Source organism: Pseudomonas kribbensis, from assembly GCF_003352185.1.
GTDB classification, from domain to species: Bacteria; Pseudomonadota; Gammaproteobacteria; order Pseudomonadales; family Pseudomonadaceae; genus Aquipseudomonas; species Aquipseudomonas kribbensis.
Map to the genome: position 1 here is coordinate 1,283,178 of NZ_CP029608.1, position 26,546 is coordinate 1,309,723.

23 protein-coding genes and 1 pseudogene are annotated in these 26,546 nt (G+C 55.4%); 11 read left to right on the top strand and 13 right to left on the bottom strand.

The window, feature by feature from the left end:
* Positions 1-11: 11 nt before the first annotated feature.
* Both DLD99_RS05810 and plsB read right to left on the bottom strand, forming a co-directional pair.
* Positions 12-698 (bottom strand): hypothetical protein, encoded by a 687-nt coding sequence (locus DLD99_RS05810; protein ID WP_114881562.1) that lies wholly within the window; start codon positions 696-698, stop codon positions 12-14.
* A 92-nt stretch (positions 699-790) separates the two neighbouring features.
* Positions 791-3,289 carry a glycerol-3-phosphate 1-O-acyltransferase PlsB gene (plsB, locus tag DLD99_RS05815; RefSeq protein ID WP_114881563.1) on the bottom strand — a complete coding sequence of 833 codons (2,499 nt, stop codon included), beginning with the start codon at positions 3,287-3,289 and terminating at the stop codon, positions 791-793.
* A gap of 237 nt (positions 3,290-3,526) precedes the next feature.
* Here plsB and DLD99_RS05820 point away from each other — a divergent pair, with 237 nt between their 5' ends.
* Positions 3,527-3,736, top strand: coding sequence for a cold shock domain-containing protein (locus DLD99_RS05820; RefSeq protein WP_007954750.1), 210 nt, complete (start codon positions 3,527-3,529; stop codon positions 3,734-3,736).
* A 135-nt stretch (positions 3,737-3,871) separates the two neighbouring features.
* Here the strand turns inward: DLD99_RS05820 and DLD99_RS05825 are convergent, their stop codons facing one another.
* The 4 genes from DLD99_RS05825 to DLD99_RS05840 all read right to left on the bottom strand — a co-directional run bounded on the left by DLD99_RS05825 (position 3,872) and on the right by DLD99_RS05840 (position 9,093).
* Positions 3,872-4,249, bottom strand: a complete 378-nt coding sequence (locus DLD99_RS05825; protein WP_114881564.1) for a hypothetical protein — start codon at positions 4,247-4,249, stop codon at positions 3,872-3,874.
* A 76-nt stretch (positions 4,250-4,325) separates the two neighbouring features.
* Positions 4,326-5,135 (bottom strand): putative RNA methyltransferase, encoded by an 810-nt coding sequence (locus tag DLD99_RS05830; protein ID WP_007954754.1) that lies wholly within the window; start codon positions 5,133-5,135, stop codon positions 4,326-4,328.
* On the bottom strand, positions 5,135-6,286 hold the full coding sequence (gene dapE, locus DLD99_RS05835) for a succinyl-diaminopimelate desuccinylase (RefSeq protein WP_114881565.1): 1,152 nt from the start codon (positions 6,284-6,286) through the stop codon (positions 5,135-5,137). The genes DLD99_RS05830 and dapE overlap by 1 nt, the downstream gene beginning before the upstream one ends.
* 215 nt (positions 6,287-6,501) lie before the next feature.
* Positions 6,502-9,093, bottom strand: coding sequence for a glycosyltransferase (locus tag DLD99_RS05840; protein WP_114881566.1), 2,592 nt, complete (start codon positions 9,091-9,093; stop codon positions 6,502-6,504).
* Between the two features lie 273 nt (positions 9,094-9,366).
* Between DLD99_RS05840 and tcdA the strand changes: the two genes are divergently transcribed.
* On the top strand, positions 9,367-10,185 hold the full coding sequence (gene tcdA, locus DLD99_RS05845) for a tRNA cyclic N6-threonylcarbamoyladenosine(37) synthase TcdA (protein WP_114881567.1): 819 nt from the start codon (positions 9,367-9,369) through the stop codon (positions 10,183-10,185).
* Positions 10,186-10,273: 88 nt separating this feature from the next.
* On the opposite strand, the gene DLD99_RS05850 is transcribed toward tcdA, so the two are convergent.
* The 4 genes from DLD99_RS05850 to DLD99_RS05865 form a co-directional block, all read right to left on the bottom strand.
* Complete coding sequence (locus DLD99_RS05850; protein ID WP_114881568.1) at positions 10,274-10,678, bottom strand: SufE family protein; 405 nt, start codon at positions 10,676-10,678, stop codon at positions 10,274-10,276.
* A complete protein-coding gene (locus DLD99_RS05855; RefSeq protein WP_114881569.1) occupies positions 10,675-11,880 on the bottom strand; it encodes an aminotransferase class V-fold PLP-dependent enzyme in 1,206 nt (401 codons plus the stop codon). Before DLD99_RS05855 ends, DLD99_RS05850 begins: the two co-directional genes overlap by 4 nt.
* A 108-nt stretch (positions 11,881-11,988) precedes the next feature.
* Complete coding sequence (dapD, locus tag DLD99_RS05860) at positions 11,989-13,023, bottom strand: 2,3,4,5-tetrahydropyridine-2,6-dicarboxylate N-succinyltransferase (protein WP_085712832.1); 1,035 nt, start codon at positions 13,021-13,023, stop codon at positions 11,989-11,991.
* 31 nt (positions 13,024-13,054) lie between these two features.
* On the bottom strand, positions 13,055-13,363 hold the full coding sequence (locus DLD99_RS05865) for an arsenate reductase (RefSeq protein ID WP_042607053.1): 309 nt from the start codon (positions 13,361-13,363) through the stop codon (positions 13,055-13,057).
* Positions 13,364-13,623: 260 nt separating this feature from the next.
* Between DLD99_RS05865 and DLD99_RS05870 the strand changes: the two are divergent.
* The 3 genes and pseudogenes from DLD99_RS05870 to DLD99_RS29180 form a co-directional block, all read left to right on the top strand.
* Positions 13,624-13,851 (top strand): annotated as a pseudogene (locus DLD99_RS05870) (cation:proton antiporter domain-containing protein); the annotation flags it as partial.
* A gap of 452 nt (positions 13,852-14,303) precedes the next feature.
* Positions 14,304-15,557, top strand: a complete 1,254-nt coding sequence (locus DLD99_RS05875; protein WP_208647509.1) for a GAF domain-containing protein — start codon at positions 14,304-14,306, stop codon at positions 15,555-15,557.
* Between the two features lie 24 nt (positions 15,558-15,581).
* Positions 15,582-15,758 (top strand): hypothetical protein, encoded by a 177-nt coding sequence (locus DLD99_RS29180; RefSeq protein WP_167443759.1) that lies wholly within the window; start codon positions 15,582-15,584, stop codon positions 15,756-15,758.
* A gap of 238 nt (positions 15,759-15,996) precedes the next feature.
* Here DLD99_RS29180 and DLD99_RS05885 read toward each other — a convergent pair whose 3' ends face one another.
* Positions 15,997-16,347 (bottom strand): hypothetical protein, encoded by a 351-nt coding sequence (locus tag DLD99_RS05885; protein ID WP_208647510.1) that lies wholly within the window; start codon positions 16,345-16,347, stop codon positions 15,997-15,999.
* Positions 16,348-16,789: 442 nt separating this feature from the next.
* Between DLD99_RS05885 and DLD99_RS05890 the strand changes: the two genes are divergently transcribed.
* The gene (locus tag DLD99_RS05890; RefSeq protein WP_114886602.1) at positions 16,790-18,745 is read left to right on the top strand and encodes an ATP-dependent nuclease; all 1,956 of its coding nucleotides are present in this window, start codon (positions 16,790-16,792) and stop codon (positions 18,743-18,745) included.
* A complete protein-coding gene (locus tag DLD99_RS05895) occupies positions 18,742-20,439 on the top strand; it encodes a UvrD-helicase domain-containing protein (RefSeq protein ID WP_114881571.1) in 1,698 nt (565 codons plus the stop codon). Before DLD99_RS05890 ends, DLD99_RS05895 begins: the two co-directional genes overlap by 4 nt.
* A gap of 19 nt (positions 20,440-20,458) precedes the next feature.
* Here the strand turns inward: DLD99_RS05895 and DLD99_RS05900 are convergent, their stop codons facing one another.
* A complete protein-coding gene (locus DLD99_RS05900; protein ID WP_114881572.1) occupies positions 20,459-20,914 on the bottom strand; it encodes a hypothetical protein in 456 nt (151 codons plus the stop codon).
* Positions 20,915-21,196: 282 nt separating this feature from the next.
* Between DLD99_RS05900 and DLD99_RS05905 the strand changes: the two genes are divergently transcribed.
* From DLD99_RS05905 to DLD99_RS29035, 4 genes are all read left to right on the top strand, one after another.
* The gene (locus tag DLD99_RS05905) at positions 21,197-22,342 is read left to right on the top strand and encodes a hypothetical protein (protein WP_114881573.1); all 1,146 of its coding nucleotides are present in this window, start codon (positions 21,197-21,199) and stop codon (positions 22,340-22,342) included.
* Entirely contained in the window at positions 22,342-22,806 is a 465-nt protein-coding gene (locus DLD99_RS05910) for a three component ABC system middle component (protein WP_114881574.1), read from the top strand. The genes DLD99_RS05905 and DLD99_RS05910 overlap by 1 nt, the downstream gene beginning before the upstream one ends.
* On the top strand, positions 22,803-24,821 hold the full coding sequence (locus DLD99_RS05915) for a DUF3732 domain-containing protein (protein ID WP_114881575.1): 2,019 nt from the start codon (positions 22,803-22,805) through the stop codon (positions 24,819-24,821). The genes DLD99_RS05910 and DLD99_RS05915 overlap by 4 nt, the downstream gene beginning before the upstream one ends.
* 118 nt (positions 24,822-24,939) lie before the next feature.
* Positions 24,940-25,530: a hypothetical protein gene (locus DLD99_RS29035; protein WP_162803456.1), complete on the top strand. Its 591-nt coding sequence runs from the start codon at positions 24,940-24,942 to the stop codon at positions 25,528-25,530.
* Between the two features lie 297 nt (positions 25,531-25,827).
* On the opposite strand, the gene DLD99_RS05920 is transcribed toward DLD99_RS29035, so the two are convergent.
* On the bottom strand, positions 25,828-26,298 hold the full coding sequence (locus tag DLD99_RS05920) for a helix-turn-helix domain-containing protein (RefSeq protein WP_114881576.1): 471 nt from the start codon (positions 26,296-26,298) through the stop codon (positions 25,828-25,830).
* Positions 26,299-26,546 lie beyond the last annotated feature (248 nt).

A 26,546-nucleotide genomic window follows, 5' to 3' on the forward strand; every position in this document is an offset into this window, starting at 1 on the left:
CCCAAGGAAATCTAGCGGATTTTGGAAAGTGAGTCAGTGAACAAACGTAACGGTGCATTCAGCCACTGATCGATGACCCGCAACAGGCGCGATCGGGCCGGACGTGTCACAGGTACAAGTTCGATAGCTTCAGGAAATACGGAAAGCCGTTGGTGGTATCTGTTTTCTATGCCGGTAAGTGCATAGCGTTTGCCCGGCACCACATGCTCCGGATCATATTCAAGATAAAACGAAGTAGCCGTTTCCTCATCGTGGGAAACGCGCGCCAGTTCGACATCGGGACTTTCGTTTTCATGCAGGCTGATGGTGATTGCCTGTTCGGGGGGAATCATTTCGGGTTCCTGCACTTCAACGTACAAGTAACCGATCGGACTCAAATGCAACGTCTGGCGATGGGGCGCCTGATGAACAATGACGAAGTGATCCTGTTCCAGCAACAAGGGTTGTCCATTGTGAAACAACTGGATGGTGACGCGGTATTTGACGCTGACTTCACTGTGTCGGTGCGGGAACCGGAAGTTCCACTGGCCGTCAACGATGGAGGGATGTCGCCAGTGTTTGACGCTTGTCGTTTGCCGGGTGCTGACCCGTTGAACATCGACAACGGTTTCATTGTTTCCGTCGAGAGGCGCGTTGAACTCAGGTGGAAGGCTGAACGTTACATTGATGGTCTGGGGTGATTCATTCAACAGGCTCATATCGATTTCCTTATCGATTGAAAAGAGCCCATTAATTCATAAAACAACTAACCGGAAAACGATCCGGTCTGCCGGTTAGTTGTCCTCAAGTTTCAGGAAACCGGCGAGGTTGCAGTTTCCGCCGCATCTTCACTGCGATGTAGCGCCACCTGGCGGATCGACAATCGAATCTCCGCAGGCAACACCCGTTTCGCTGCGCCTTCGGCCAGTTCTCCAAGCAGTTCGTGATAACTCAACTTGCCTGCTTCGTCGCGACGCAACACGTCGAGGTCGAGCATGGTCTGGATGAAGTGGCGGAACAGGCTCTTGTCGAAGAACTCCGGTGCGTTCAGGCCATGCAGGATCGACAGGCGTTGGGCCATGACCGTGCACAGGTCTTCCAGCTCTTCGGCGCTGATGGTGTTCTGGCCTGCGTTGAGCAGCAACGACACGGTCATGTAGAAGCGTTGCAGCGTCTGGGCGATGCTCTTCGACAGCAGGGTCAGCAGCACGAAATGCCGCGAACTCGGTGCCGGGCGCAGGTACACGTCTTTTTCGAAGCGCAGCAGGCCTTGTTCGACGAACGCTTCCAGCCACTGATCGATCACTGCGTCCAGTTCGTCCAGGGGCCAGCGGATGAACAGCTCCGATTGCAGGTACGGATACAGGGCGCGGGTGTAGCGCAGGATCTGTTCGCGGCTCATGCGCGAGGCGCTCTGGAAGAAGCTCGCCAGCAGCGCCGGCAGGGCGAAGATGTGCAGCACGTTGTTGCGGTAGTAAGTCATCAGGACGGCGTTCTGCTCGTCCAGATACAGAATCTTGCCCAGCGCATCATTCTGCTCGGACAGCAGGTCCATGTCCTTCACGTGTTCGATCAGCGCCCGGCCATCGCCCTCCGGCAACGTGGTATGCGGCGAGTACGGAACCTTGCGCAACAGCGCCAGATACAGATCCAGCACCCGCGCCATGGCCCGGTCATCCAGTGCCAGGCGAGTGGTCGACAGCAGCGCCAGCGCCACCAGGTTGACCGGGTTGATCGCCGCCGCTTCGTTCAGATGCTGCGCAACCTTTTCGCCGAGGCGATTGGTGGTTTCGTTGAGCCATGCCGGTTTGAACTGTGGGCCCAGCTCCTGCTGGCGCCAGCCCGGCTGTTCGCTGTCGAGGAACTCCGCGAGTTTGATCGGTTCGCCGAAGTTCACCGCCACCTGGCCGAAACGCTGCTTGAGCGCGCCGATAACTTTGAAGATGTCGAAGATCGATTCTTTCTTCTTGCTCGCGCCACGCAGTTCGCCGAGGTAAGTCCGCCCTTCAAGCACGCGTTCGTAACCGATGTACACCGGCACGAACACGATCGGCATCCGTGAGGAACGCAGGAAGCTGCGCATGGTGATCGCAAGCATCCCGGTTTTCGGTTGCAGCATGCGCCCGGTACGCGAGCGACCGCCCTCGACGAAGTATTCGACCGGGAAGCCTTTGGTGAACAGGGTGTGCAGGTATTCGTTGAACACCGAGGTGTACAGCGGATTGCCCTTGAAAGTGCGGCGCATGAAGAACGCACCGCCACGACGCAGCAGGCTGCCGATCACCGGCATATTGAGGTTGATCCCGGCGGCGATGTGCGGCGGGGTCAGGCCGTTGCGAAACAGCAAGTACGACAGCAGCAGGTAGTCGATGTGGCTGCGGTGGCACGGCACGTAGATCACTTCGTGACCCTGGGCGACCTTCTGCACGCCTTCGATGTGGTTGACCTTGATCCCGTCGTAGATCTTGTTCCAGAACCAGCTCAGCACCACTTCCAGAAAACGGATCGCGGTGTAGGTGTAGTCCGAGGCTATCTCGTTGCCGTAGCGCAGGGCCTGGGCCTTGGCTTTTTCCGGGGAGATGTTTTCGCGCTCGGCTTCATCGAGGATCGCTTGCTTGACCAGCGGCTGGTTGAGCAGGCCTTTGACGAGGTTACGGCGGTGGGAGATGTCCGGGCCGATCACCGCAGCCTTGAGGTTGCGGAAGTGCACCCGCAGGATCCGCTGGGCCATGCGCACGGTGCGCTCGTGGCCCTTGTTGTGTTCGATCAGTTCGCGCAGGTGGATCGGCGCGGAGAATTGCACGCGGGTCTTGCGACCCAGAATCATGATGCTCAGCAGGCGACGCAGGCGTCCGGTGACGGCCCAGCTGTCGGCGAACAGCAGTTTCCAGGGGCTGTTTTCGCTGTCAGGCGACTGGCCCCAGAACACGCTGACCGGAATGATCTGCGCGTCTTCGGCGGCATTCTGGCTTAGGGCGCTCACCAGTCGGGTCAGGGTCGGCGGTGCGCCGCGCTTGTCCTGGCGGCCGAGCCAGTCCGGGTCCGGCGTCAGGTAGAAGAACGCCGCCGGTTCGATCAGCGAACCCACGGACACCGGCAGCACCGGGCGCGGCAGACCGGCCTTGGTGCACTCGGTGTCGACCACCGCCAGATCAGTCAGCGATGGGTTTTGCAGGACGTAGAACACCGGACGACTGCGGTCGAGGTTGAGGGTGAACGACGACTGGTTGATCGTCTCGGAGCGAACCCAGAGATACAACAGTCGGCGCAAGGTGCCAAACACAAGACGGCGGAACGGGGAGCGGGTCATACGGCTTCTGCATGAGTGGATAAACCGAGCGTTTGCTCGGGCGGTCGACAGTTTGCCGGATTACTCGAAAATCGGCAAAAAAGCGGCGAAGTAATCTCCTGTTGAGAGTTTTGTCGCCTGTCATATACTCGGCGCTCTGTCGCCGGGGCCCTTTTATGGACGTCGGACGCAGGCTGACGTTCCGCAAAGGCTTTCCTGCGAAAAGCCTGTTCAATAATAAAAAAGGAGTATGAACAGATGGCAACACGTGAAACCGGCAACGTGAAGTGGTTCAACGACGCCAAGGGCTACGGCTTCATTCAGCGCGAAGACGGGGTGGACGTGTTCGTGCACTACCGCGCGATCCGCGGCGAAGGCCACCGTTCGCTGACCGAGGGTCAGCAGGTTGAATACGCGGTGGTGGAAGGGCAGAAGGGATTGCAGGCTGAAGACGTTGTAGGCCTCTGATGATCGTTCCCACGCTCTGCGTGGGAACGCCTCAATGGACGCTCTGCGTCCGCTTTGGGACGCGGAGCGTCCCGGGCTGCATTCCCACGCGGAGCGTGGGAACGATCAGAGCGCGCAGCATGCGAGCGATCAGGGTTACGCAGTTTTCCAGGTGATCTCTTCTTCACCATCGGCGCTGATGCGAATCCAGCGATCCGCCGTTTCCTCACCTTCTTCCTCGATCCACGTCCCCGGCGCGCAGCGCACTTCGACGTTCAGCGCGGCAAACGCTGCACGGGCACAGGCGATATCGTCATCCCATGGCGTCTGGTCGCTTTCCAGGTACAGGCTGTTCCACTTGCCCACGGCTTTCGGCAGCCAGGTCACCGGGATGTTGCCGGCCTTGCATTTGTAGGTCTGACCTTTCTGTACCCAGTCGCTGCATGGGCCAAGGGCGGCGCCCAGCCAGGCGGAAATGGCCTTGTGGTCGACGTCGGCGTCTTTCAGGTAAATCTCGATGTCCGGTTGGCGCATGGATATCCTCACTGCGGGTCTGAAAAATCCATTCGCGGATTTAGCCGGCCCCGGGCTGCTTGCCCGAGTCCAAAAGTTATTGAAGAACGAAATAATCGTAGCGCATCGACACGGTGGTCACGAACGGCTCGGGCTGTTCGATCACTGCGGCACGGCGTTCGGCACTGGCGCGCCAGCCGTGGGGTGTCATCGCCAGCAGGTTGGCGCGATCCTCGGGCTTGTCCAGCGTCAGCTTGAATTCCAGGGTTTCGCTGTGGGCCAGCGCCATGCCTTCCGGCACCAGGGCCAGGTGCTTGTCGTCGGTGTACTCGCGTACTTCGTCGTACAGGCGTTCGCGCAGTTCCATCAGATGGCCGCTGGTCGGGCCGACTTTCATCAGGCCGCCGCCGACACTGAGCAGGCGCTTGGCCTCTTCCCAGTCAAGCGGACTGAAGACGCTGGCCAGAAACTGGCAACTGCCGGAAGCCAATGGCACGCGGGCCATGCTCGCAATCAACCACGTCAGCGCCGGATTGCGTTTGCAGGCGCGTTTGACCGCTTCCTTCGAGATGTCCAGCGCGTAGCCATCAGCATCCGGCAAGGCCTCGGCGATCTGCGCGGTGTAGTAGCCCTCGCCACAACCGATATCGACCCAGCGGGCCGGCGCATAACCCGCCGCCAATTCCGCCAGACGCTTCGCCACCGGTGCGTAATGCCCGGCGTTCAGAAAGTCGCGGCGGGCCTCGACCATCGCCTGGTTGTCGCCGGGATCGCGGCTGTTCTTGTGCTGCACCGGCAACAGGTTCAGGTAACCCTGGCGCGCACGGTCGAAGCGGTGGCCGGCGGGGCAGACCACGCCATTGTCCACCGCGTTCAGCGGTTCACTGCAGATCGGGCACGCGAGCATCAGGCGAGCAACTTGATCAGGGTCTGGTAGTAGATCTCGGTCAGCACGTCGAGGTCGGCCGCCAGCACGCGCTCGTTGACCTGGTGGATGGTCGCGTTGACCGGGCCCAGCTCAACAACCTGCGTGCCCATGGTCGCGATGAAACGGCCATCGGAGGTGCCACCGCTGGTGGACGCCTTGGTCTCGCGACCGGTGATCTGCTTGATGCTCGACGACACCGCGTCGAGCAGCGCGCCCGGCTCGGTGAGGAACGGCAGACCGGACAGCGCCCAGTCGATGTGCCAGTCCAGGCCGTGCTTGTCGAGGATGTCGGCGACGCGCTTCTGCAGGCCTTCGACAGTCGATTCGGTGGAGAAACGGAAGTTGAACAACGCCACCAGATCGCCCGGAATCACGTTGGTCGCGCCGGTGCCGGAGTTGACGTTGGAAATCTGGAAACTGGTCGGCGGGAAGAAGTCGTTACCGTGATCCCAATGCTCGGCGGCCAGTTCGGCCAGAGCCGGAGCCGCGAGGTGGATTGGGTTCTTCGCCAGGTGCGGATAAGCCACGTGGCCCTGCACGCCGCGCACGGTCAGCTTGGCGCCGAGGGAGCCGCGACGACCGTTCTTCACCACGTCGCCCACCAGCGTGGTGCTCGACGGTTCGCCGACGATGCACCAGTCCAGACGCTCGTTACGGGCGGCCAGACGCTCGACCACGGCCTTGGTACCGTGGTGCGCCGGGCCTTCTTCATCGCTGGTGATCAGGAATGCGACCTTGCCCTTGTGATCCGGGTAGTCGGCGACAAAGCGTTCGGCCGCCACGGTCATCGAGGCCAGGCTGCCTTTCATGTCCGCCGCGCCACGGCCGCAGAGCATGCCGTGCTCGTCGATCACCGCGTTGAACGGATCGATCTGCCAGGCGGTCACCGGACCGGTCGGCACCACGTCGGTGTGGCCGGCGAAGCACAGCACCGGGCCGTCGTTTTTGCCGTGAGTCGCCCAGAAGTTATCCACATCTTCGATGCGCATCGGCTCCAGGGTGAAACCGGCATCGCCCAGGCGCTGCATCATCTGCTTCTGGCAATCGGCGTCGACCGGCGTCACGGACGGACGGCGGATCAGGTCGATGGCGAGTTGGAGGGTCGGCGAAAGGTCGGCGTGGGCCGTCATGGAAAACTCCGGATTGAAATTGGGCGAGGGCCAAAGTGGGAGCCAGCCTGCTGGCGTTGGCGGTGTGTCAGTCAACATAAAGGCTGATTGTTACATTGCCATCGCGGGCCAGCTCACTCCCACAGGGTTGGATATCACGCCAAGCCCCGCAAAATGGCGGTTATCTTAAAGCAAAACGGCGACCATTGGCCGCCGTTTAGTGCTTCGTCGAGGAATTAGACGACAGGTGCCGGTTCAGGCGCCGCCGAAGGTTTCGGCAGCGACGACAGGAACGCCATGATCAGCGCCGCCACGTACGGCAGCGACTGCACCAGCAGCATCGCCACCCAGAAACGCATGTCGTTGCTCGGAATGCCCTGCACCAGGTAAATCCCCAGCGCCGCGCCCCACAACAGCAGCATGATGAACAGCTCTTCCCGGGCCTCGGAAATCGCCACCCAGAAGCCATGGTTGTCGGCGTTTTTCGGGGTGCGGAAGAACGGAATGCTGCTGGTGAAGAAGCCGTACAGCACCGCTTTGGCGATGGTGTGCGACAACGCCAGGCCGGCCAGTGCCGCGCAGAACGCATCTTTCAGGTTCACGCCCACGGCGCGACGGTACAGGAAGATGATCTTGCCGACCTTGAACACGAACAGCGCCAGCGGCGGGATCGCGAAGATCAGCAGCGGCGGATCGACCCGTTGCGGCACGATGATCATCGCCGCCGACCACAGCAACGCGCCGACGGTGAAGAAGATGTTCATGCCGTCCGCCACCCACGGCAGCCAGCCCGCGAGGAAGTGGTAACGCTGGCCGTGAGTCAGCTCGGTGTCCTTGCCGCGCAGCAGGCTGCGGGTGTGACGCTTGATGATCTGGATCGCACCGTAGGCCCAGCGGAAACGCTGCTTCTTGAAGTCGATGAAGGTGTCCGGCATCAGACCCTTGCCATAACTGTCGTGGTAATAAGCCGCCGACAGGCCTTTCTCGAACACCCGCAGACCAAGCTCGGCGTCTTCACAGATGCACCAGTCAGCCCAGCCCAGTTCTTCCAGAACCGAGCGACGGGTCATGGTCATGGTGCCGTGCTGGATGATGGCGTCGCGGTCGTTGCGGGTGACCATGCCAATGTGGAAGAAGCCTTTGTATTCGGCGTAGCAAAGCTTCTTGAAGGTGCTTTCGTTCTGGTCGCGATAATCCTGCGGCGACTGCACCACAGCGATTTTCGGGTCGGCAAAGTGCGGCACCATGTGCTTGAGCCAGTTCGGATGCACGCAGTAGTCGGAGTCGATGACTGCGATGACTTCGGCGTCCTTGGCGGTGTGCGGGATCAGGTAATTCAGCGCGCCGCCCTTGAAACCGGCCAGGGGCGAAACGTGGAAGAACTTGAAGCGCGGGCCGAGGGTTTCGCAGTAGTCGCGCACCGGTTCCCAGACCGCAGGATCCTTGGTGTTGTTGTCGATGATCAGGACTTCGAAGTCCGGATAATCGAGGTTGGCCAGGGCGTTGAGGGTCTGTTTGACCATCTCCGGCGGCTCGTTGTAGCAAGGCACGTGGATCGAGACTTTCGGGCGGTAGTCCGAATCGCCGACCACCGGCAGGAATTCACGGCGACGCTTGTGAATCCACACCGCTTCGGCCAGTTCGTGGGCCTCGGTCAGCAACACGATGAACACCCCGAGCGCACCGAGCGCCAGCAGGAAGCCCACGGTCAGGCTGAACCACGTGCTGTATTGCTGGCTGTAGTCGTAACCGATCCACACCAGCACCGAACCGCAGAGGAACGCGATAAAGGTCAGGAAGGTACGGCCGCGCTGGCGCAGGGCCGAGCCGTCGATCATCAGCAGGGTCAGTGACAATAGCGCCAGCACCACCGAGCCGATGGCCAGGACGCGCCATTGCGGGATCGCCACCACTGGGCCTTCGAAGTTGAATTTCTGCTGGCGCGCGGCGTTGAACACGCCCCAGTAGGCGCCGACCGAACCTTCGTCGCTGGCCTTCCACGGCTGGTCAAACGCTTCGATCACGAAGTAGTTGAAGCCCTGGCGGTTGAGTTTGTTGACCAGCGTGCGCAGGTAGATCGCCTGATCCGCCGGCGACGCATCGGCGCCACCGCGCATGCGGCCGTTGCTCGGCCAGCCCACTTCAGACAGCAGCAGCGGCTTTTTCGGGAACATCTTTTTCAGGTCGCGGGCACGGTCGAAAACGAACTGCCCGGCCTTGTCCACCGGAATGAATTCCCAGTAAGGCAGAACGTGCGCGGCGATCAGGTCGACGTGCTTGGCCAGTTCCGGGTGTTCTTCCCAGACGTGCCACTGTTCGGAGGTGGTCACCGGCACTTTCACGGCCGCGCGCACGCGGTCGAGCAGCACGCTGAGTTCCTGGGCGGTGATTTCCTTGCGGAAGATCGCTTCGTTGCCGACCACCACGCGAACCACGCTGCGTGAGGTGTTCGCCAGTTCGATGGCGCGGGTGATTTCCCGTTCGTTGCGTTCCTGATCGGGGCTGATCCAGATCCCCAGGGTCACGCGCAGGCCGAACTCTTCAGCCAGTTTCGGGATGTCTTGCAGGGAACCGTCGACCGAGTAGATGCGGATGTTGTCCGTCAGCTTGCTCATGATCTCCAGGTCGCGGCGCATTTCGTCGTCAGTCGGATACTGATCCTTCTGCGGGAACTGTCCTTGCTGGAACGGTGAATAGGAGAAACCGGAGATCTGCTCCGGCCAGTTCGGCGCGGAGACGGGGCGGTTGATCAGCGCCCAGAAACCGGTGAACAGGGCGGCGATTGCCAGAACCACCACCAGGTTGAGTCCAAATTTACGCGATGACATAGCTGTGTCGGGTTCCAAGGTCTGTGGAACGAAGGGTCGGCTGGTTGACGCCTGAGGGCGCGCATCCTACACCGGCAGTTCGCCGAGTCCTACAACAGACAGGGAAATGCCGGACGTTGGGCAATCCAACCCGACTTAAGTTCTTTCGTTTCAGCATGTAAGGCAAAACTTTGTTACGTGCAGCTTTAATTAAAGCAGGCAGGTTCGCCGTTCATAGCGCAAAGGTGCTCTTGGCCGCCGACGGCCCTATAATGCGCGCCGGTTTTTGGGGTAATGGTCATGAGTACAGAAGATCCGCGGTTTGCAGGCATCGCCCGTTTGTATGGCATTGAAGGGATGGAGCGTCTGCGCGCCGCCCACGTGGCGATTGTCGGCGTTGGCGGCGTCGGTTCCTGGGCGGCGGAAGCCATGGCCCGTTGCGGGGTGGGCGAGATTTCCCTGTTCGACCTCGACGATGTCTGCGTCAGCAACGCCAACCGGCAGTTGCATGCGCTGGACAGCACCGTCGGCAAACCCAAGGTCGAAGTGATGGCGGAGCGTCTGCGCGGTATCAACTCGGACTGTAAAGTGCACGCCGTGGCGGATTTCGTCACCCGCGACACCATGGCCGAATACATCACGCCGAACATCGACTGCGTGATCGACTGCATCGATGCGGTCAACGCGAAGGCAGCGCTGATTGCCTGGTGCAAGCGACGCAAGATCCAGATCATCACCACCGGCGGTGCCGGCGGGCAGATCGATCCGACATTGATTCAGGTCTGCGACCTCAACCGCACCTTCAACGATCCGCTGGCTTCGAAAGTGCGCTCGACATTGCGCCGCGACTATGGCTTTTCGCGCACTGTGACCCGTCACTACAGCGTGCCGTGCGTGTTCTCCACCGAACAGCTGCGCTATCCGAAACCGGACGGCAGCATTTGCCTGCAGAAGAGTTTTGTCGGCGACGGTGTGAAGCTGGACTGCGCCGGCGGGTTTGGCGCGGTGATGATGGTAACGGCGACGTTCGGCATGGTCGCGGCAACCAAGGCGGTGGACAAGATTGTCGCGGGCGTCCGGCGTCCGGCGGATCGGGTCAAGCCTCAGGCTTGATGTGGCGCCTTAAGGCCTCTTCGCGAGCAGGCTCGCTCCCACATTGGAATGCATTCACATGTGGGAGCGAGCCTGCTCGCGAAAGCGATTAACCAGCCAGCTCGTTCATCCGCTTGAGCACGGCATTCAGGCCATTGCTGCGCGATGGCGACAGCTGCCGCGACAGCCCCAACTGATTGAACCAGTCCGGCAGATCCACCTGCTGCAATTCTTCAGCATTCAAGCCGTTGACCCGCAACAGCAACAACGCCACCAATCCACGAATCATCCGCGCATCGCTGCTCGCCGCGAACTGCCAGTGGCCATCGCGCAACTCGCCGACCAGCCACACCTGACTTTCACAGCCATGCACCCGGTTGGCCTCGCACTTGTCCGCATCGCTCAACGGCGGCAGGCGATCACCAAACTGCATCAGCAACCGCGCCCGTTGTTCCCAGCCGGCGGCGTTCTGAAAGGTTTGCAGGGCTTCGGCTGCCTCGACCGGCAGGCTCATCGCAACAACTCCAGCGCCTGATCCAGCGCTTCAAAGAAACGCTCCAGATCTTCGGAGTCGTTGTACAGCGCCAGCGACACACGAATCGCCCCGGCCAGTTCAAAGCGCTTGAGCAGCGGCATCGCGCAGTGGTGACCGGCACGCACGGCGATGCCCTGTTCGGTCAGCAAGTGCGCGAGATCAGCGTTGTGCACACCTTCGACGACAAAACTGGCCAGCGCCAGCTGTGGCTTGCCCAGCAGGCGAATGCCATTGCGGGCGGCGAGGCCACGCAACAGGTAATCGTGCAGCGCGGCTTCGTGGGCGGACACCGCGTCCAGTTCCAGACCGGCGAGGTAGTCGAGGGTCGCACCGAGGCCGATCACACTGGCAATCGGCGGCGTTCCGGCTTCGAAGCCCAGCGGAGCAGGGCGGAAACGGGATTCGTGATAGTTGGCTTCCAGTACCATTTCGCCGCCGAACTGCCACGGCCGCAGTTGTTCGAGCGCTTCATTGCGCCCGAACAGCACGCCGAGGCCATCGGGGCCGTACAGCTTGTGGCTGGAAAACACATAAAAGTCGCAACCCAGTGCCTGCACGTCATGGCGGCCGTGGACCACGCCTTGAGCGCCATCAACCACAGTCAGCGCGTTTTGCGCCCTGGCCATCGCCAGCAGGGCCGGCAACGGTTGCCAGGCGCCGAGCACATTGGACAACTGGCTGACCGCCAGCAGACGGGTGCGCGGACCGATCAGGTGAACGGCGGCGGCGAGGTCGATCACACCGTCATCGTCCAGCGGCAGGATCACCAGTTTCAGGTCGCGACGATGTGCCAGTTGCTGCCACGGCAGCAGGTTGGCGTGATGCTCCAGGGCGCTGATGACAATTTCATCGCCCGGATGGAAAAGATGTTCCAGGCCATAAGCCAGGAGATTCAGCGCACTGGTGGCGCCGTGGGTGAAGATGATCTGCCCGCTGTCACCGGCATTCAGCCACTGGGCGACCTTCAGGCGACTGTCCTCGAACGCCTGCGTGGCATGGGCGCCGGGCAGATGCTGGGCACGATGCACGTTGGCCGCGCCGTTGGCGTAGTAATGCGCCAGCGCGTCGAGCAGGGCCTGGGGTTTTTGCGTGGTGGCGGCGTTGTCCAGATAGGTCTGGTCTTGCCGTTGCAGGGCGGCGATGGCCGGGAAATCGGCGCGCCAGGGGGAGGGAATCATCATGTGGTATACGCCTGACCCTGTGGGAGCGAGCTTGCTCGCGAAGGCGTCCTTGAGGACGCCAAAAAGCTTCGCGAGCAAGCTCGCTCCCACAGGTTATCAATGTGCTGCTTAGTTGTGAGCGTGCAGCGCTTCGTTCAGTTCGATCGCCGATTTGTGGGTCTTGCATTCCACGGCACCGGTTTCCGAATTGCGACGGAACAGCAGGTCGGTCTGGCCAGCCAGTTCACGGGCCTTGACCACTTTGACCAGGTTGTTGTGCTCGTCCAGCAGCGCGACTTTGGTGCCGGCGGTCACGTACAGGCCCGACTCGACGGTGTTGCGGTCGCCCAACGGGATACCGATACCGGCGTTGGCGCCGATCAGGCAGCCTTCGCCGACCTTGATCACGATGTTGCCGCCGCCCGACAGGGTGCCCATGGTCGAGCAACCGCCGCCCAGGTCCGAACCCTTGCCGACGAACACGCCAGCGGAGACGCGGCCTTCGATCATGCCCGGGCCTTCGGTGCCGGCGTTGAAGTTGATGAAACCTTCGTGCATCACGGTGGTGCCTTCGCCCACGTAGGCGCCCAGACGCAGACGTGCGGCATCAGCGATACGCACGCCGGCCGGTACCACGTAGTCGGTCATTTTCGGGAACTTGTCCACCGAGAACACTTCCAGCAGCTCGCCGCGCAGACGGGCTTCGAGTTGCAGCTCGGCCAGTTCGCTCAGGTCGATGGCGCCCTGGCTGGTCCAGGCGACGTTTGGCAGCAGCGGGAAGATCCCGGCCAGGCTCACGCCGTGCGGCTTGACCAGACGATGGGACAGCAGGTGCAGCTTCAGGTACGCCTCTGGCGTGGAGGTCAGCTGAGCGTCTTCAGCCAGCAGGGTAGCGACCAGCGGCTTGTGGCTTTCGGCCAGACGGGTCAGCAGCTTGCCCTGGACGGCGTCGATGCCTTTCACGGCTTCAGCCAGTTGTGCGGCCTGTGCGGTGGTGAAGCTGATGGCCTGGTTGCCTTCGGTGTAGCCGAGGATCGGTGCAACGGCAGCGACCAGTTCGGCCGAAGGATTGAGCAGCGGCTGAGCGTAGAACACTTCCAGCCACGCGCCTTGACGGTTCTGGGTGCCGACGCCGAAGGCAATACTGAACAGGGAGTTGGACATGTGAATACCTCTACAAAAAGTGACGGGCTGCTTACTTGAGCGCGGCCGCGTAGATATCTGGCTTGAAGCCAATCAGGGTTCGGTCACCGAGATCGAGCACCGGGCGCTTGATCATCGAGGGTTGAGCGAGCATCAGTTCGATGGCTTTCGACTGGTCGAGATCGGCTTTGCGTTCGTCGTCGAGCTTGCGAAAGGTCGTGCCTGCGCGGTTCAACACCGTTTGCCAGCCGTGTTCGTCACACCATTGGGTCAGGTGTTCACGGTCGATGCCGGCGGTTTTGTAGTCGTGGAAGTCGTAGCTGACAGCGTGTTCATCGAGCCAGGTGCGCGCCTTCTTCATGGTGTCGCAGGCTTTGATGCCGAAAAGGTGCAACGTTTTGCTTGAAACGGTCAAGGAATTGCCCCCTTTACAGGTTGCCGGAAAGAAAAGGTGACGGATTATGCCACGACCGGACGGTTTCGGCGTCGCCGCTGGCCGGGGTTTGTCCCATTGTCACTGGCCGCCGTCCACCGATGTGCGACATAGGTGCAACGGTCAGCCACAGCCTAAGCGGCTAATATGGCAGTTCAACGCTGTCGATTGTCCGGGATTTCCGCTTTATGCAAACCGCTTATACCGTCCTGATCCTGCTGATGCTGGTCAGCGTTTCGCGTCTGGTCGGACGGGTCATCCCGTTGCCGCTGCCGTTGGTGCAGATTGCCGCCGGGGCCTTGCTGGCCTGGCCAACACTTGGCCTGCATGTGGCGCTCGATCCCGAGCTGTTCCTGTTTCTGTTCCTGCCGCCGCTGTTGTTCTCCGATGCGTACACCCAATTTTCTATGCCAAAATGGACAGTATTAAATCAATAAAAATCAACAACTTATGACTATTGTGGTGATGTCCATTTTTTTGCCAAGCAAATGGACACTGGCACGTTAATGGGACAAAAACGCCTGCCTGTGCTGCTTGATTGTGGAAATTGTCTATATGTCTGAGCACTGCATCGAAACTTCCCAGCGTGCCTGCTGTTCTGGGGTGACAGGAGGATCCACCCCGTCATTTTTCGCTGCCCACAGAGCACCAATTTTTACGTTGGATTTTTCTCAGTAGTCCGCAAGCGACTCCATTAAGACGGGGGGGCGCGCGCGAGGCCTGCGCTGCCGCTAGATTGACCAAAAAGCGTCTTCTCCCAACGTCCCTATTGCTGGCACTATGAATGCACCATAAGGCTGTGCCCAGTTCTAGAAATTCGGGCTCATGCGTCAAAGCGAATTGAAACCAACATGGATGGGATTTCTGCATGAGCAATGCATCCGAGGACGTAAAGGGGAACGCCTCATTGCGCACCAAAGTCAGCCGTTTTTTTAGCAGCAAGATGAGCTTGAGTACGCCGTTCACCCGTAAGTCCGTGAGTCCAAAAGACCCATTTATCACCTTGAGCTCTGCCAGACCCAAGCAGAAAGATAGCTTGCTGGCAGGCGCCTTGGGAGCAGCGTTAGTTGCCTTTATCGGTGTGATTGCGGCGTCGGCAGTTTCAATTTATAGCAGTAAAGTCGTTGACCAAGGTGGTGAACTTATCAAGCAGTTCACAGGTGAGCTAACACCTCCTGAAAGTTGGGAGCTTAAACTTACGCTCCTACTTATCGGTCTAGCTATACTTGTCATTTATTTTCGTGAGAGGGCTCTCGGTGAGGTTGTTAACAGTCGCGTAAAAGAGTTTCAAGACAGCATGTCGACGCTTCCGCCACAAAATTTTTTGGATGTTTATAGTGAAGCTATTAGACAAGTAGGCGATGTTCGCAGAAATACTAAAATTCTATATCGCGAAAAAACGCTGACCTCCGATAGCTTAGAAAACTCGATTCGAGGGGTCTTGAAAGTTGTGCTGGGCCTCGCGAAGCTCTGGGATGGTGTGGCTTCTGAAAAAGATACTATGGTGTATCGCGCCAATATAATGATTGTCATTCATCCGGACAGCATGGAGTCGCTCAAAACCCCAGGCAATCCCTTCGAGTCTATTATTACTGAAAGCCCATTTTTTCTATATCGTGACAATCTTGAAGCCAGACTTGATTACTCAACGGGTTTGCTGGTTATCGAGAACTCTGCCTTAACTACCCGATCGAACGTAGTCGACAGAGCACCTGATGATATGGTCAAGCCCCTATGCTTGCCGTTTTCAACGCAAGTTGGTTATGTCCAACCAAATCTTCCTGGCGCCCCGGAGGGGGTAGTCAATGGATCCGCCTCCTATGTTGGCAACACGACAAAAGAGATCACGAAATGGCTGGACGGACTCTCCACTGCCGATCCGCGTTACCATAAAGAGTATGCGAGGGGTATTCGAAATTATTATGAGAATCGTCGCGAAGCACAGTCGATTCTATCGATGCCTATTGAGTTGGAAGGCGAAATTATTGCCATGCTAAATGTTTATCGTAATAAAGATGATATTTTCAAAGGCGAGGAGCGTGCGCGTCAGTTTGTTGCACTAATGAAGCCAATTTGCTATCAGTTGTCGAAGATGCTAAAATTGGCCTCGGAATTGGATTGATTGTTGTGCTCAGGAGGACTGCAAATGAATGCACTGAAACTTGCTAGAGCCCATTTTGAAGCTCTTGAGTCTCGCCGCAAGTCCGGTTTAGAGATTGAAGTAGAAATGGTGAAGCGTGCTGACGCTATATTGAAAGGAAAAGCAGTTTCCTTTCCATCCGTTCGCATGATTGTTCGCGCAGGCGCTCCTGTCAGCGCTTGAAGTCCCCTACAATTACTGATCCCGCTCCAGCAGCTTGTTGCTGAATGAATTGCTTTTAAATATATCAAAACGCAAACGGGTAGGAAGTTTGAGCTGAAGGGGTCGGGTCTGCGACTTTTCAACGATCGGCTGGATTTGGTGGCCGTTGAGCAAGTCCCTCATGATCCTTACGCTGGGGCAGGGGCTGCTACTGGTGCGCGTCCAGTTAGCCTGGACGCCGCCGTTCCCATCAGAGTAATTAAGCAGGTAGAGCCCCATTGGCCTCATCGCTCTCTTGCCCTGATTCCACTTGCTGATCACGAATCAGAGCGCGCGTCTGAGCTGAAGTAACGCCAACGGCAGAATGAGTATCCTGATAAACCTTGACCAAGGTCGGGATCTCATCAGCTTCGTACTGATTACCTTTTCTACTATTTTTGGTGAGCTGAAGAGCGATCACTTCATGATCCACTTCCGCTTCATCCATTTTCCCTACCCGTTCGATCGTATGACCTGCACGCGAGGTAGGAGTGGACGTAAGATCCAGATCTACCGCAAAGTCGATAGCATCTTCGCCGGCCTTTTTGACTGTCTCAATCAATTTTTTCATCGTATTTTGCCTTGTGAGGTGACAGAAGAAAGGTGCCTGTCACGTGCGCACCGGCATCCCTATATATAGTCCTATGCAGTCAAGCGCAAGGGTGTCTTACATGGTCTGAATCTGCCGTGAACAGGCGGTAGTAGAGCCTCCTCTTGGTCTACATGCCTGGATGAAAGGTAGCTCTACGGACTCAACTGATGCAAAGCCCGATTGGCAAACCCTTCTCGCCCGCTGTGCCAGTAGAGCGGGGTGTGAATGTCTGGTTGATCGATTTTTTTTCAGGGGCATGCAAAGCCAGCGGCCAACCGGGTGACCCTGAAATTTCGTGCCACCATTTGGATCCCACTACCCTGAATTCTCAGCTAGGCTGGAAAAGCTGCAGCGTTACCTGAAGCGCAGTCCTGTTCACTCCAGGCTGCTGGATATGGTTAACCAGAAGGGATTTGGAACCTTGATTCTCAAGTACCTGCGTGTCTGTGGTTTCCACTCGTTTGGCGCTCAGCCAGTCACGATAGACTTTGAAAAACTCACCTTTTTGATTGGGCCGAACGGTTCAGGCAAGACTGCTACTTTGCAGGCCCTATGTCGGTTGTTCTCGTTTGATCCCAATCAACGCAGACTCCGTAAATCTGACTTTTTTGTCCCTCATGACGAAGTCGAGCCGCCGGAACAACGCACCCTCTGGGTGGAGGCGGATTTTCACTTTCCAGAACTCGCCGATAACACCAAAGAGCATCCCACGCTTCCCTGCAACTTTGGGCACATGCGTCTTGATGACCACAATGGCGTTCCTCGCGTGAGGTATCGACTGGACGCTTCAATTGGGCCTGACGATGAAATTGAACAAAGCCTGCAGTACGTGTTGGATGTCGATGAGGAAGGGAAGCCTATCGAGGCAGTGCCGGTACCTAGGGAGGAGCGAACGCACGTGCAGGTTCACTACTTGCCGGCCCGGCGAGACCCAGCCGAACACATAACCTATGGCGCCAACGCGCTCTTGGGTCGGTTGCTTAGAGCGGTGAACTGGACGGAACAACGGGAGAAGATCTCACAGCTCACGGCTGATATTTCGAAAAGCCTGCGTGACAATCGCTCTGTCTCGAATCTGGGCGAGGGAATCGCCCAGGCGTGGCGCGCACTGCACAAAGGGGAGTTTTTCAAAGATCCAAGTTTGACGTTTGTCGCCAGTGAAATCGAATCGTTGTTGCGTCACCTGTCTGTTTCCTTCACGCCTGGGCACGGTGAGCAGCAAGTGGACTTTTCGAGACTCAGTGACGGACAGAAATCAATGCTCTACCTGACGCTGGTACTGTCCTCTCAGGCCATTGGTAGAGGTGTGCTCAGAGGCGATGACGACTCCTTCGATGTCGATAAGCTTCGTCCAGCGGTCTTCACGATTATTGCGCTTGAAGAGCCTGAGAATAGCCTCTCCCCTCACTACCTGGGCAGGATAGTGTCATCGCTCAAAGGGTTGGTGAACCATGCTGAATGCTTTGACGCACAGGCGCTCATTGCCACTCATGCGCCGTCCATGTTGAGGCGAGTTGAGCCGACCGACATTCGCTATCTCCGATTGAATGATCAGCGCTGTACTGATGTAAGGACGATCCAGATGCCACCTGACAAGAAGGGGGAGCCTTACAAGTTTGTGAGGGAGGCAGTTCAGGCTTTCCCCGAAATCTACTTTTCCCGTCTGGTAGTCCTGGGAGAAGGGGACAGCGAAGAGATCGTCTTGCCCAGGCTCTTGGCTGCCAAAGAGCTGATGGTCGACGAAGCCGCTGTGACGGTTGCACCTTTGGGTGGACGGCACGTGAACCACTTTTGGAGATTATTGACTGGGCTCAAAATTCCGCACGTTACGTTGCTTGATCTTGACTTGGCCAGGCATGGTGGCGGGTGGGGGCGAGTTAAGTACGTTTCGACCGAGATCGCGAAATACAATCCTGACGATATTTTCTTGAGCGACGATCAAATTGAAAAAATGCCCAAGTGGAACAACGCCGAATTCCACATTCTGAAGGTTGAGAAAAGCCCGGACTACAAGCACTGCATAGCCGATCTCGAAAAGCGTGGCGTGTTCTTCTCTTCACCTATGGATCTGGACTTCGCCATGCTACAGGCCTTCCCTGCTGCCTTTGGCGTCAATCCTGCGGACTTGATTCGCCCGAACAAGAATCAGGTCAAGGCGGTGCTTGGCGATGCCTGTGATCAGCCAATGCAATACTCACTGGCGCAACGCAAACTATTCATCTCGTACCACAAGCTTTTCAAGCTGGACAGCAAACCGAAGTCGCACATTGAAGCGCTGTCAAAGCTTGACGATGAGGCTCTTCTGGCAAATATGCCGCCCTCGCTGTCTCGACTGGTCGATTACGTCATCGCTCAATGCGAGGCTCTCCACGAATGATTAAATCAGAAGCGTGGAAGCAGTCCGAAGGGATTGTGTTTGAGCCAAATGCGGAGAAAGCCGTTCGGGAAACCCAACTATGTATCGCGCTCACGGCAGGGCCCGGTGCGGGAAAGTCTGAACTGCTTGCCCAGCGGGCCGATTTCTTGCTCACAACGGGAGCATGCCGGTATCCCAAAAGAATTCTGGCGATCGCTTTCAAGGTGGATGCAAGCAATAACCTGAGAGAGCGTGTATGGCGACGGTGTGGCGCGACGTACGCCTCCCGTTTTGACAGTTTCACGTTCCATGGCTTGGCAAAGCGAATTATCGAGCGATTTCGTCCAGTACTGACTGGGGACGACGCGCTGGATGTTGGATTTAAGGTCGTCCCGAAAGGGAAGGCTCATCCCAAGCAAACTGAATTCGCTTTGTTGATTCCATTAGCGCTGAAGATCCTGGATGCCTACCCACCGGCAGTCAACGCAATCCGACAAACCTACAGCGACGTTTTTCTGGACGAGTTCCAAGATTGCACCGATGAGCAATATGCGCTGGTCATCAAAATATTTGCAGGGTCTGAGCGGCGCATTACTGCAGTGGGTGATGTGAAGCAGAAGATCATGGGATGGGCTGGAGCGCTGGACGGTGTCTTTGCCAAGTTCGTTGACGAATTCAAAGCCGTGCACCTGCATATCTACCGAAATTTCCGATCGCAGCCGCAGCTACTTCGTCTACAGAACGAAATCGTGAAGGTATTGGAGCCCAACTCCGAAATGCCCGCTGAATTTCTGGAGGGGGACGGCGGTGAGATTTACGTCCAGTCTTATCTCAACTGCCAAGACGAAGCGACTGGTTTGGCTGAGCAGATTAATCACTGGATCAATGTGGAGGGTGTTGCTCCGGCAAAAATAGCGATCCTGGTTCGGAACCAGCCTGAGGCCTATACGATTCGGTTAGCAGCTGCACTTGATAGCTGGGGTGTGACTTACCGCAATGAGAATCGCGCGCAAGATATCGCTACAGAGCCTATTGCCTTGGTCGTAGTCGATTACTTGCTGTGTGTTTACGGCTTGAGAGAACCGAAAGCCTGGACGCGATTGATGAGGCGCATCATTCCCGCAGATGACGATACCGATGGCGTATTACGCAAGAACTGGGGACGCTTTATCAAAGAGGCTCGCAAGCTAGCTGCCATTGACCTGGTGAGCAACTGTTATGACCAGCGCTGGCAGCTTCTCAAGGATTTCCTTTCCATGGTTGGAGTAAATCTCCTGGTCGGGCTTTCGCACGACTACGAGTCCAGGGATCGCCTCAGGGAAATAATCCACGATGTCAAAAAGTACATTGATGAGGCGTTGGAGAAAGAGCCCGACCTTTTGAAGGCACTTGCGCAGCTATCTGATGATCAGTCGGTTCGAATTCTGACGGTACACAAGAGCAAGGGATTGGAGTTCGATAGCGTAGTACTGCTCGGTGTGGAGGAAGAAGCCTACTTCGGAAAGGATCTTTACGAAGTTCGCTGCACATTTTTTGTGGGGGTCTCCAGAGCTGAGCGAAGGCTTGTTGTCACGACGGCACTGCAGCGAGATAACCTCGCGAATCTCGGCACGTGGCGGGTCAGACGCAAGCCACAAGAGGAGTTCTTGGGCTACGTGAACCTTTGGAGAACCATTCCGACGTTGGCCTTAGACGGTATGCATCTCCACCAGTGAGGAAGAATGCTTGCGTGGCTCAGAAGATTTCCAGCGCTTCTCGCCAGGCCCTTTCAAACAACTCCGATACTGTTTGCTCGTAGATTTCAGGTGACTGGAATCCCACGCCTGAGTCGATTCTGTGCTTCTTTTCCCCAAAGTCAGAGCTCATGATCCATACAGTCTCTGGTGCAACCATCAACACCTTGGCCCCGAGGTCATGGTGGAGGGCAATACGAACCTCGGGGAGCGCGGCCTTTATGTGTTCTGCTGCTGCTCGGGCATTAACGTGAGTGACAATGTAAATATCGCGTGGACGCTTGCTCAGTACTTCCAAAACATAAACGGGATCCGGAAGCTCACTCGTCAGTATGCTCACACGTCCCTTGGTCTTTGCGAGCTGGCTGAGTCGCGTTGACCAAGTGCTCGCGTTATACGACATCTTGGCATCCTCACACTTGAATTTGAAACCACCGTTGTCTGTTTTGAAAGACATCTGTCCTCCTCGCTGAACGCTTCGAAAACAAGCCTTGGACATTCGTCTATATAGCAAAATAAGGCCTTTTGCTAACAAAATGCCATCACGCTACAATCCAGAATCTATCGCCGCAAAGAGCTGTTTGTATATACAGTATTGGTGGCTTGGTTTTTCGAGGTACACGATAACTGTACCGGAATCGATTTTTCCAGGTGCGGTAGCAGATTTGCCAGGATGGCCAACTTTTCTCCTCGCGAATAGGCTCGTACCGCAACGGTGAAGCAATAAGCGGAGAATGTTGTGGCAAAGCTCGCCAATGATGCAACTAGACTGCTCGAAGCAATAGGCTATCAGTTGATAGTGACACTGGAGTATTGCCATGACTTGGTCGAAGGGCAGACTCTTTGGCTGGAGGTGTTCGGCGATGTCACAGTCAGTAAAAGTGTTCAGGTCGAAGTAAAAAACTTCATGGAAGACCTCACAGATGGACACATCAATTTTTGGAATACTCTGAAAAACTGGATGTCGCCCAAGTTTAAGCAAGATAAATATTCTGAGCTTATTCTGCTCACAACCCAAGCATATGGCGCGACGGCTGAACTTCGTCATTGGAACCAGTTGACTGTCGGTGAACGCCTGACTCTTCTTGATAATGTCCTGACTTATAGCGAGGCGCGCTTGGCTGCGTCCGCCAATAAGGCATCGAAAGCTGTACAAACGCAGAGGTTTGTAATGGCAGATGAGAGGCGTAATGTCTTACTGGATATCATTGAAAAGGTGAAGATTGTCTCAGGCGAGCCAGGTCTTGAGGTGCGTGCCGAGGAGGCTAAGAGTCGCTATGGCAAAGGACTTGATCCGTCAAAGCGGGGAGATTACTTTGAAGCGTTATTGGGATATCTAATTGAACCCTGCCTATCCAAGGAAGGTTGGAAAGTCACTTACGACGATTTTGATTTAAAAATTGCCACTTTGTTCTCTCGTTACGGCAGGAATTCACGAAAGTTTCCTGTCGTTGAAAAGTCTGTATTTGAAAATGTTGATGTGTCCGATTATTCAAATCGACTGTTTGTAAAAAAGCTGCATGAGATTGAATATGCCGAAATTGTGCCCACCGCCATTTTGGAGCATATGTTGACGGTTCACACAATCAGCAACGAATTCAAGCGTTTCGCGGTAGAGAAGGTTGATGTCGATAATTATAAGCAAGATCAGCTGAAAAGGCACAGAAGTATCAGGTCGGCACAAGTAAAGCTTTGCTCTCGAAAACCTCAACAAGACTGGTGTTTCGAGTCGCAAATTTTTTTCGACACGCGTCGTGGAGAGACGGTCGATGGTTTGCCTGCCTTTGATAACACTTCCGTGGATTTTCGAAATGGTATTTGGCATATGCTCGCTGATGACGAAGATGAAGATAATGATGAGAAGCTGCACTGGAGGCTTTGGTAATGGCGCTGACAACAACTGACCACATTCATACGCTCCATCGCAGTCCTTTGATCATGGCGCCGATTCTTCATGCTTTTTACAGCGAATTAAAGGTCACTCAGAAAAATATCCTTTTTAGCTATCTCGTTCTTCCCTTGGTTCTGCATGACGCCACGGCATCTTATCTTCATCGTATTAGCGAGCGGAACACTTGGCGAACCATGATTTCGGACAAAACACGAATCGCGGGTGTGCACAAAAGGATTCATTCTCTTAGGGAAATTACCAACACTACGCTGATGAGTTTGGTGAGTGCAGAGTACTTGACCGTTGATGATGAGATGGTAGTAAGGGCCACCAGGAAGACCTTTCCACCCCTCCAGGGTATGGGGCAAAAAGTGACGTCCGCTCGAAATCTTGCAAAACTTCTTGAGGATCGAGAAGCACCGCGTGTATACAAGTCGTTAGGGATTATTCAATTATGAAATGTTTCGTCAAGTCTGTTGGTGTGATTGATAGGGATAATGAAGTTCACCAAGTTACATTTAAGCCAGGGTTGAATGTCATTACCGGAAAGTCGTCGATGGGCAAAAGTGCCATCATCGAGATTTTTGACTTTTGCTTCGGAAATGGCGACGACACAATTCCTAAGGGCGTAATCACTGCTCGATCCAAGATGTATTTCACCATTCTGGAGTTTGAAGAGGACATTCTTCTTCTCGCACGCGACCCAGATGTCGATAGGCTCTTCATTGGTGAGGTGCGCGGATCGCTGGATGAGATATTTTTCAATATGAAGAATACTAAAAATTTCTTCTCTCCCAGCTTGTTCTTGCCTTTGCGTGATTTCAAAAAAGAACTGGGCCGGTATTTTGCGGTTACGATGACCGACATCGATGAGGATCTCAGTCCCCGAGAGTACGGGAAGTCGAAGAGCGCGACCCCTTCAGTGAGAAGTTTCGCATCGTACATGCTCCAACATCAAAATTTGGTGGCGAATAAACACGCACTGTTCTATCGCTTCGATCAGAAGGAAAAACGTGATCAGGCGATCGAACACCTAAAAATTTTTATGAATTTTGTTGATCAGCAGTATTTCTGGCTATCGCAGGAAAATAATCAGCTCAGAGCAGAGATGAAAAAAATTGAAGCTCAGATACCCAAGACCAAGGAGGAAAAAACCCGGTTCGTTGCAAGGGTCGATGAGCTGCTTGCTGAATACAAAACTATTAGTGGTACGGATCTTATTGCACTGACGGGTGATCAGATCGCCGGCAGCGTAAAAACCTCTTTCAAAAGGATCAGGGATGCTAATGTTCGAATCGACAGCATCGCTGATACTTACACTGAGCGTAAAAAGATCCTGGAAGATGAGCGTTCTAAGCAGACTATTGTCGTTCGAGAGTTGCAGGACAAGTTACACGCTGTAAAGTCCTCAATCAGTCTCACGGAAGACTTCGCCAAAAATATCAGCGAGATCCCAGTTCCCGAATATGCAGAGGTAAGCGACTCGCAATGTCCATTTTGCGCTGCGCCTAGTGACCACGTGGAGAATGAGGCGAATAAACTGACGGCGGCCATCGGATGGATGAACACGGAGCTGAAGACCACCTCCTATGCTCGCGAAAGCTTCCGAGAAGAGGAAAGCAAGTTGGCGAAGTCGCTTGATAAACAGAAAGAGATTCTTTCTGGTATCCAGGCGAAAATCACGCAGCTCGTAAAACAAGTTGAAGACTTGAAGAAAAGCAAAACAGTTGACGAGATCGCACTGCGTGTCAAACATCGTCTTGAGGGCGTCATTGAAGACTACGCAAATAAGCAAAAATCGGAATTTGAAGGGACTCTCCAGCACCTAAAATCCAGGATTTCCGAGATTAAGCCCCTGTTGGATGCTTACAACGTCCCTGGAAAGATGAATGATCTGAGTGATCTCATTAACAGTGAAATGGCGCGGATTGGCGCAGGTTTTGACTTTGAGGAGGCCTACCAACCGATAAACTTGAAATTTGATCTTCACACCTTCGACCTGTGGCATGAGAGTTCAACCATGGGCAACGTTTATCTGCGCTCGATGGGTAGTGGGGCGAATTGGCTCTATTCCCATTTGACGTTGTTCCTTGCGTTGCATTCCGTGTTCGCACTCAAGCATGAAGAAGGGTGCAAGATTCCGCCCATTTTGTTTTTCGATCAGCCAACGCAGGTCTACTTTCCCTCCAAAATCGATCATGGTCAGACTTTTGATGCAAAAACTTTGGCCGAGCTCACAGCCAGTACTGATCGTTTGGATGATGACCTAAGATCGGTCACTAACATGTTCAATAGGCTTGTGGAATTTTGTGAGCAAACCCAAAAATCAACGGGGATCATGCCGCAGATCATCGTGACCGATCATGCGGATGATTTGACATTGAAAGGTGAGGCCAACTTTCAATCGTTCGTGCGTGCAACTTGGAGAAAACGAGGTTTTATTGCAGAGCGTCCAGCTGACGCGATTGCTTGAGGTATGTCGTACCTACTCCGTAATGGGAGTAGGTATAATTTGTCCTTAACATCACTCGCTGTAACTTTTACGCGCGTAATAATAGTGTTGATATTTTTAGTTTCTAAGGTTCTATTGGATGAGTCAAAATCTATCGAAATCGCAAAAATATACACTTGTTACACTTTCCTCCATTTCATTGGTTTTGGCTGGGGTGTGGTTGGTGCTGGAGCTGTCATATAAGGGTAACGCACCGTTCAACATGGAGCCCTTGGTGGTGACTTGTGCCAGCGCTATTCCCATCCTGACGCTGTGGTGGCCGTTCAACCCTAGATCCCGATCGAGGAGGAAATCCGGGCGGGTGACGGTGCAGCTTCACATGAGCCGCTCCACTGTGTTAGGTGAGGGTGACTATGCTTTCCACCCACACTTTTCAACAAACTCCCCCACATCTGTTCATCTGCAAACTCGTTACCATCCTAGCTTGGCTGGGGGAGCAATAGCTGCAGATGCCAATTACTTTTCAGATATCAAGGATGCGAGCTCCTACGAACTGTCAGCTGAGGACATGTCTCCGAACGTTGATGATATTGTCATCTTGAAGAACAGATTCAATAATTATGCGCTGCTGCGGATCGTCTCTATTGTCGCGTCTACTTCAAGTGTTCGAGGGACTGACGTTTCGATTGAGTATATTATTAATTCTCAGGGGGGATTGAACTTCAGCTAGTCGTTACCGGTTGCAGGAGGGAAGTTAAATTGAAAGGGCTGATCAAATTGACCGTATGAATGCGACAGCCCATTAAGCTATTGCTCAAAGAGTTCGGTAAGCCAGTCTAAATGAGCCTCCCTGAAAGACGCTGCTCCTTAACTTTTTCGAGCTCTTCGGTATACTTTATCAAATATCCGGCTAAATCCGGTCATTCTTGGATTTTGGCGTGAAAACCAGCCAAACAAGTATCTCGTGCAGATAGAGCTCGATTCCTTCAAATCAAAAGGTAAAAGTAAGTGAAGTGAATGCGTTTGCTCAATCCTTCTGCCAGTACCGATGGACTGTGGACTTCGACAATCCCAGAGTCCGGCGGACTTCTGCTTGGCTGAAACCGTCAGATTTCAGTTTTTTGACCGCCTCAGCGTTTTCGCTATGTGTGGGCTTCCCAGGACTGCGCTTAACCAGTTCGTTCCCAACGTACTCCCCCTCTAATTGCTTGATGCCTCCCCGGTGCTTGAAATCAGCAAGCTGGGTTTGGGCGTGTTCAAGCGCCTGATCGCAAGTGCTGCCATCTCGCAGGGCCACACATATCGCCATTAGGGCTACGGGATCAAAATCTAATGCCTCGGCAAGGCTCACCAGCTTGTCCAGGCTAGGACTAGCGTTGCCCTGCTCCAAGGCGCCGATATGGGCTTGGACACTGACGTCGGCCAGATCCTCATAGCCGAGTCCACGTTGCCTGCGAATCACTCTGATTGCTGCGGCAAGTTCTTTGGTGAGCGACATGTTCGTCCCAAAAAGACAGGATGGGGCCACAACGCTGTGGTTCCGATAAAGTCAGTTTGGTGGTAGTATCGGAACCTCTGGGTTTGACCCTGAGCATCGGCTGCGCAAGAAAGGCCGCTCGCAGCGACCATTCGGGGGCGCGTACCTAGACTCTAAGCAATATAGGTTTAAATCGAGATAGAGCGAGCCATGAGGATTCGACTTTACTTAGACCTGCACCTTAAGTTCGCGCCTTTCGCGCAGACCCT

What these genes read in the sequence shown, in the direction of transcription:
- DLD99_RS05875 (WP_208647509.1), top strand. Translation starts at nt 14,304, where the DNA reads ATGAGCAATGCATCCGAGGACGTAAAGGGGAACGCCTCATTGCGCACC.
- DLD99_RS05850 (WP_114881568.1), bottom strand. Translation starts at nt 10,678, where the DNA reads ATGAGCCTGCCGGTCGAGGCAGCCGAAGCCCTGCAAACCTTTCAGAAC.
- DLD99_RS05810 (WP_114881562.1), bottom strand. Translation starts at nt 698, where the DNA reads ATGAGCCTGTTGAATGAATCACCCCAGACCATCAATGTAACGTTCAGC.
- DLD99_RS29035 (WP_162803456.1), top strand. Translation starts at nt 24,940, where the DNA reads ATGAGTCAAAATCTATCGAAATCGCAAAAATATACACTTGTTACACTT.
- plsB (WP_114881563.1), bottom strand. Translation starts at nt 3,289, where the DNA reads ATGACCCGCTCCCCGTTCCGCCGTCTTGTGTTTGGCACCTTGCGCCGA.
- DLD99_RS05820 (WP_007954750.1), top strand. Translation starts at nt 3,527, where the DNA reads ATGGCAACACGTGAAACCGGCAACGTGAAGTGGTTCAACGACGCCAAG.
- DLD99_RS05825 (WP_114881564.1), bottom strand. Translation starts at nt 4,249, where the DNA reads ATGCGCCAACCGGACATCGAGATTTACCTGAAAGACGCCGACGTCGAC.
- DLD99_RS05920 (WP_114881576.1), bottom strand. Translation starts at nt 26,298, where the DNA reads ATGTCGCTCACCAAAGAACTTGCCGCAGCAATCAGAGTGATTCGCAGG.
- DLD99_RS05900 (WP_114881572.1), bottom strand. Translation starts at nt 20,914, where the DNA reads ATGTCTTTCAAAACAGACAACGGTGGTTTCAAATTCAAGTGTGAGGAT.
- DLD99_RS05865 (WP_042607053.1), bottom strand. Translation starts at nt 13,363, where the DNA reads ATGAAGAAGGCGCGCACCTGGCTCGATGAACACGCTGTCAGCTACGAC.
- DLD99_RS05855 (WP_114881569.1), bottom strand. Translation starts at nt 11,880, where the DNA reads ATGATGATTCCCTCCCCCTGGCGCGCCGATTTCCCGGCCATCGCCGCC.
- dapD (WP_085712832.1), bottom strand. Translation starts at nt 13,023, where the DNA reads ATGTCCAACTCCCTGTTCAGTATTGCCTTCGGCGTCGGCACCCAGAAC.
- tcdA (WP_114881567.1), top strand. Translation starts at nt 9,367, where the DNA reads ATGGTCATGAGTACAGAAGATCCGCGGTTTGCAGGCATCGCCCGTTTG.
- DLD99_RS05895 (WP_114881571.1), top strand. Translation starts at nt 18,742, where the DNA reads ATGATTAAATCAGAAGCGTGGAAGCAGTCCGAAGGGATTGTGTTTGAG.
- DLD99_RS05915 (WP_114881575.1), top strand. Translation starts at nt 22,803, where the DNA reads ATGAAATGTTTCGTCAAGTCTGTTGGTGTGATTGATAGGGATAATGAA.
- DLD99_RS29180 (WP_167443759.1), top strand. Translation starts at nt 15,582, where the DNA reads ATGAATGCACTGAAACTTGCTAGAGCCCATTTTGAAGCTCTTGAGTCT.
- dapE (WP_114881565.1), bottom strand. Translation starts at nt 6,286, where the DNA reads ATGACGGCCCACGCCGACCTTTCGCCGACCCTCCAACTCGCCATCGAC.
- DLD99_RS05840 (WP_114881566.1), bottom strand. Translation starts at nt 9,093, where the DNA reads ATGTCATCGCGTAAATTTGGACTCAACCTGGTGGTGGTTCTGGCAATC.
- DLD99_RS05910 (WP_114881574.1), top strand. Translation starts at nt 22,342, where the DNA reads ATGGCGCTGACAACAACTGACCACATTCATACGCTCCATCGCAGTCCT.
- DLD99_RS05830 (WP_007954754.1), bottom strand. Translation starts at nt 5,135, where the DNA reads ATGCTCGCGTGCCCGATCTGCAGTGAACCGCTGAACGCGGTGGACAAT.
- DLD99_RS05885 (WP_208647510.1), bottom strand. Translation starts at nt 16,347, where the DNA reads ATGAAAAAATTGATTGAGACAGTCAAAAAGGCCGGCGAAGATGCTATC.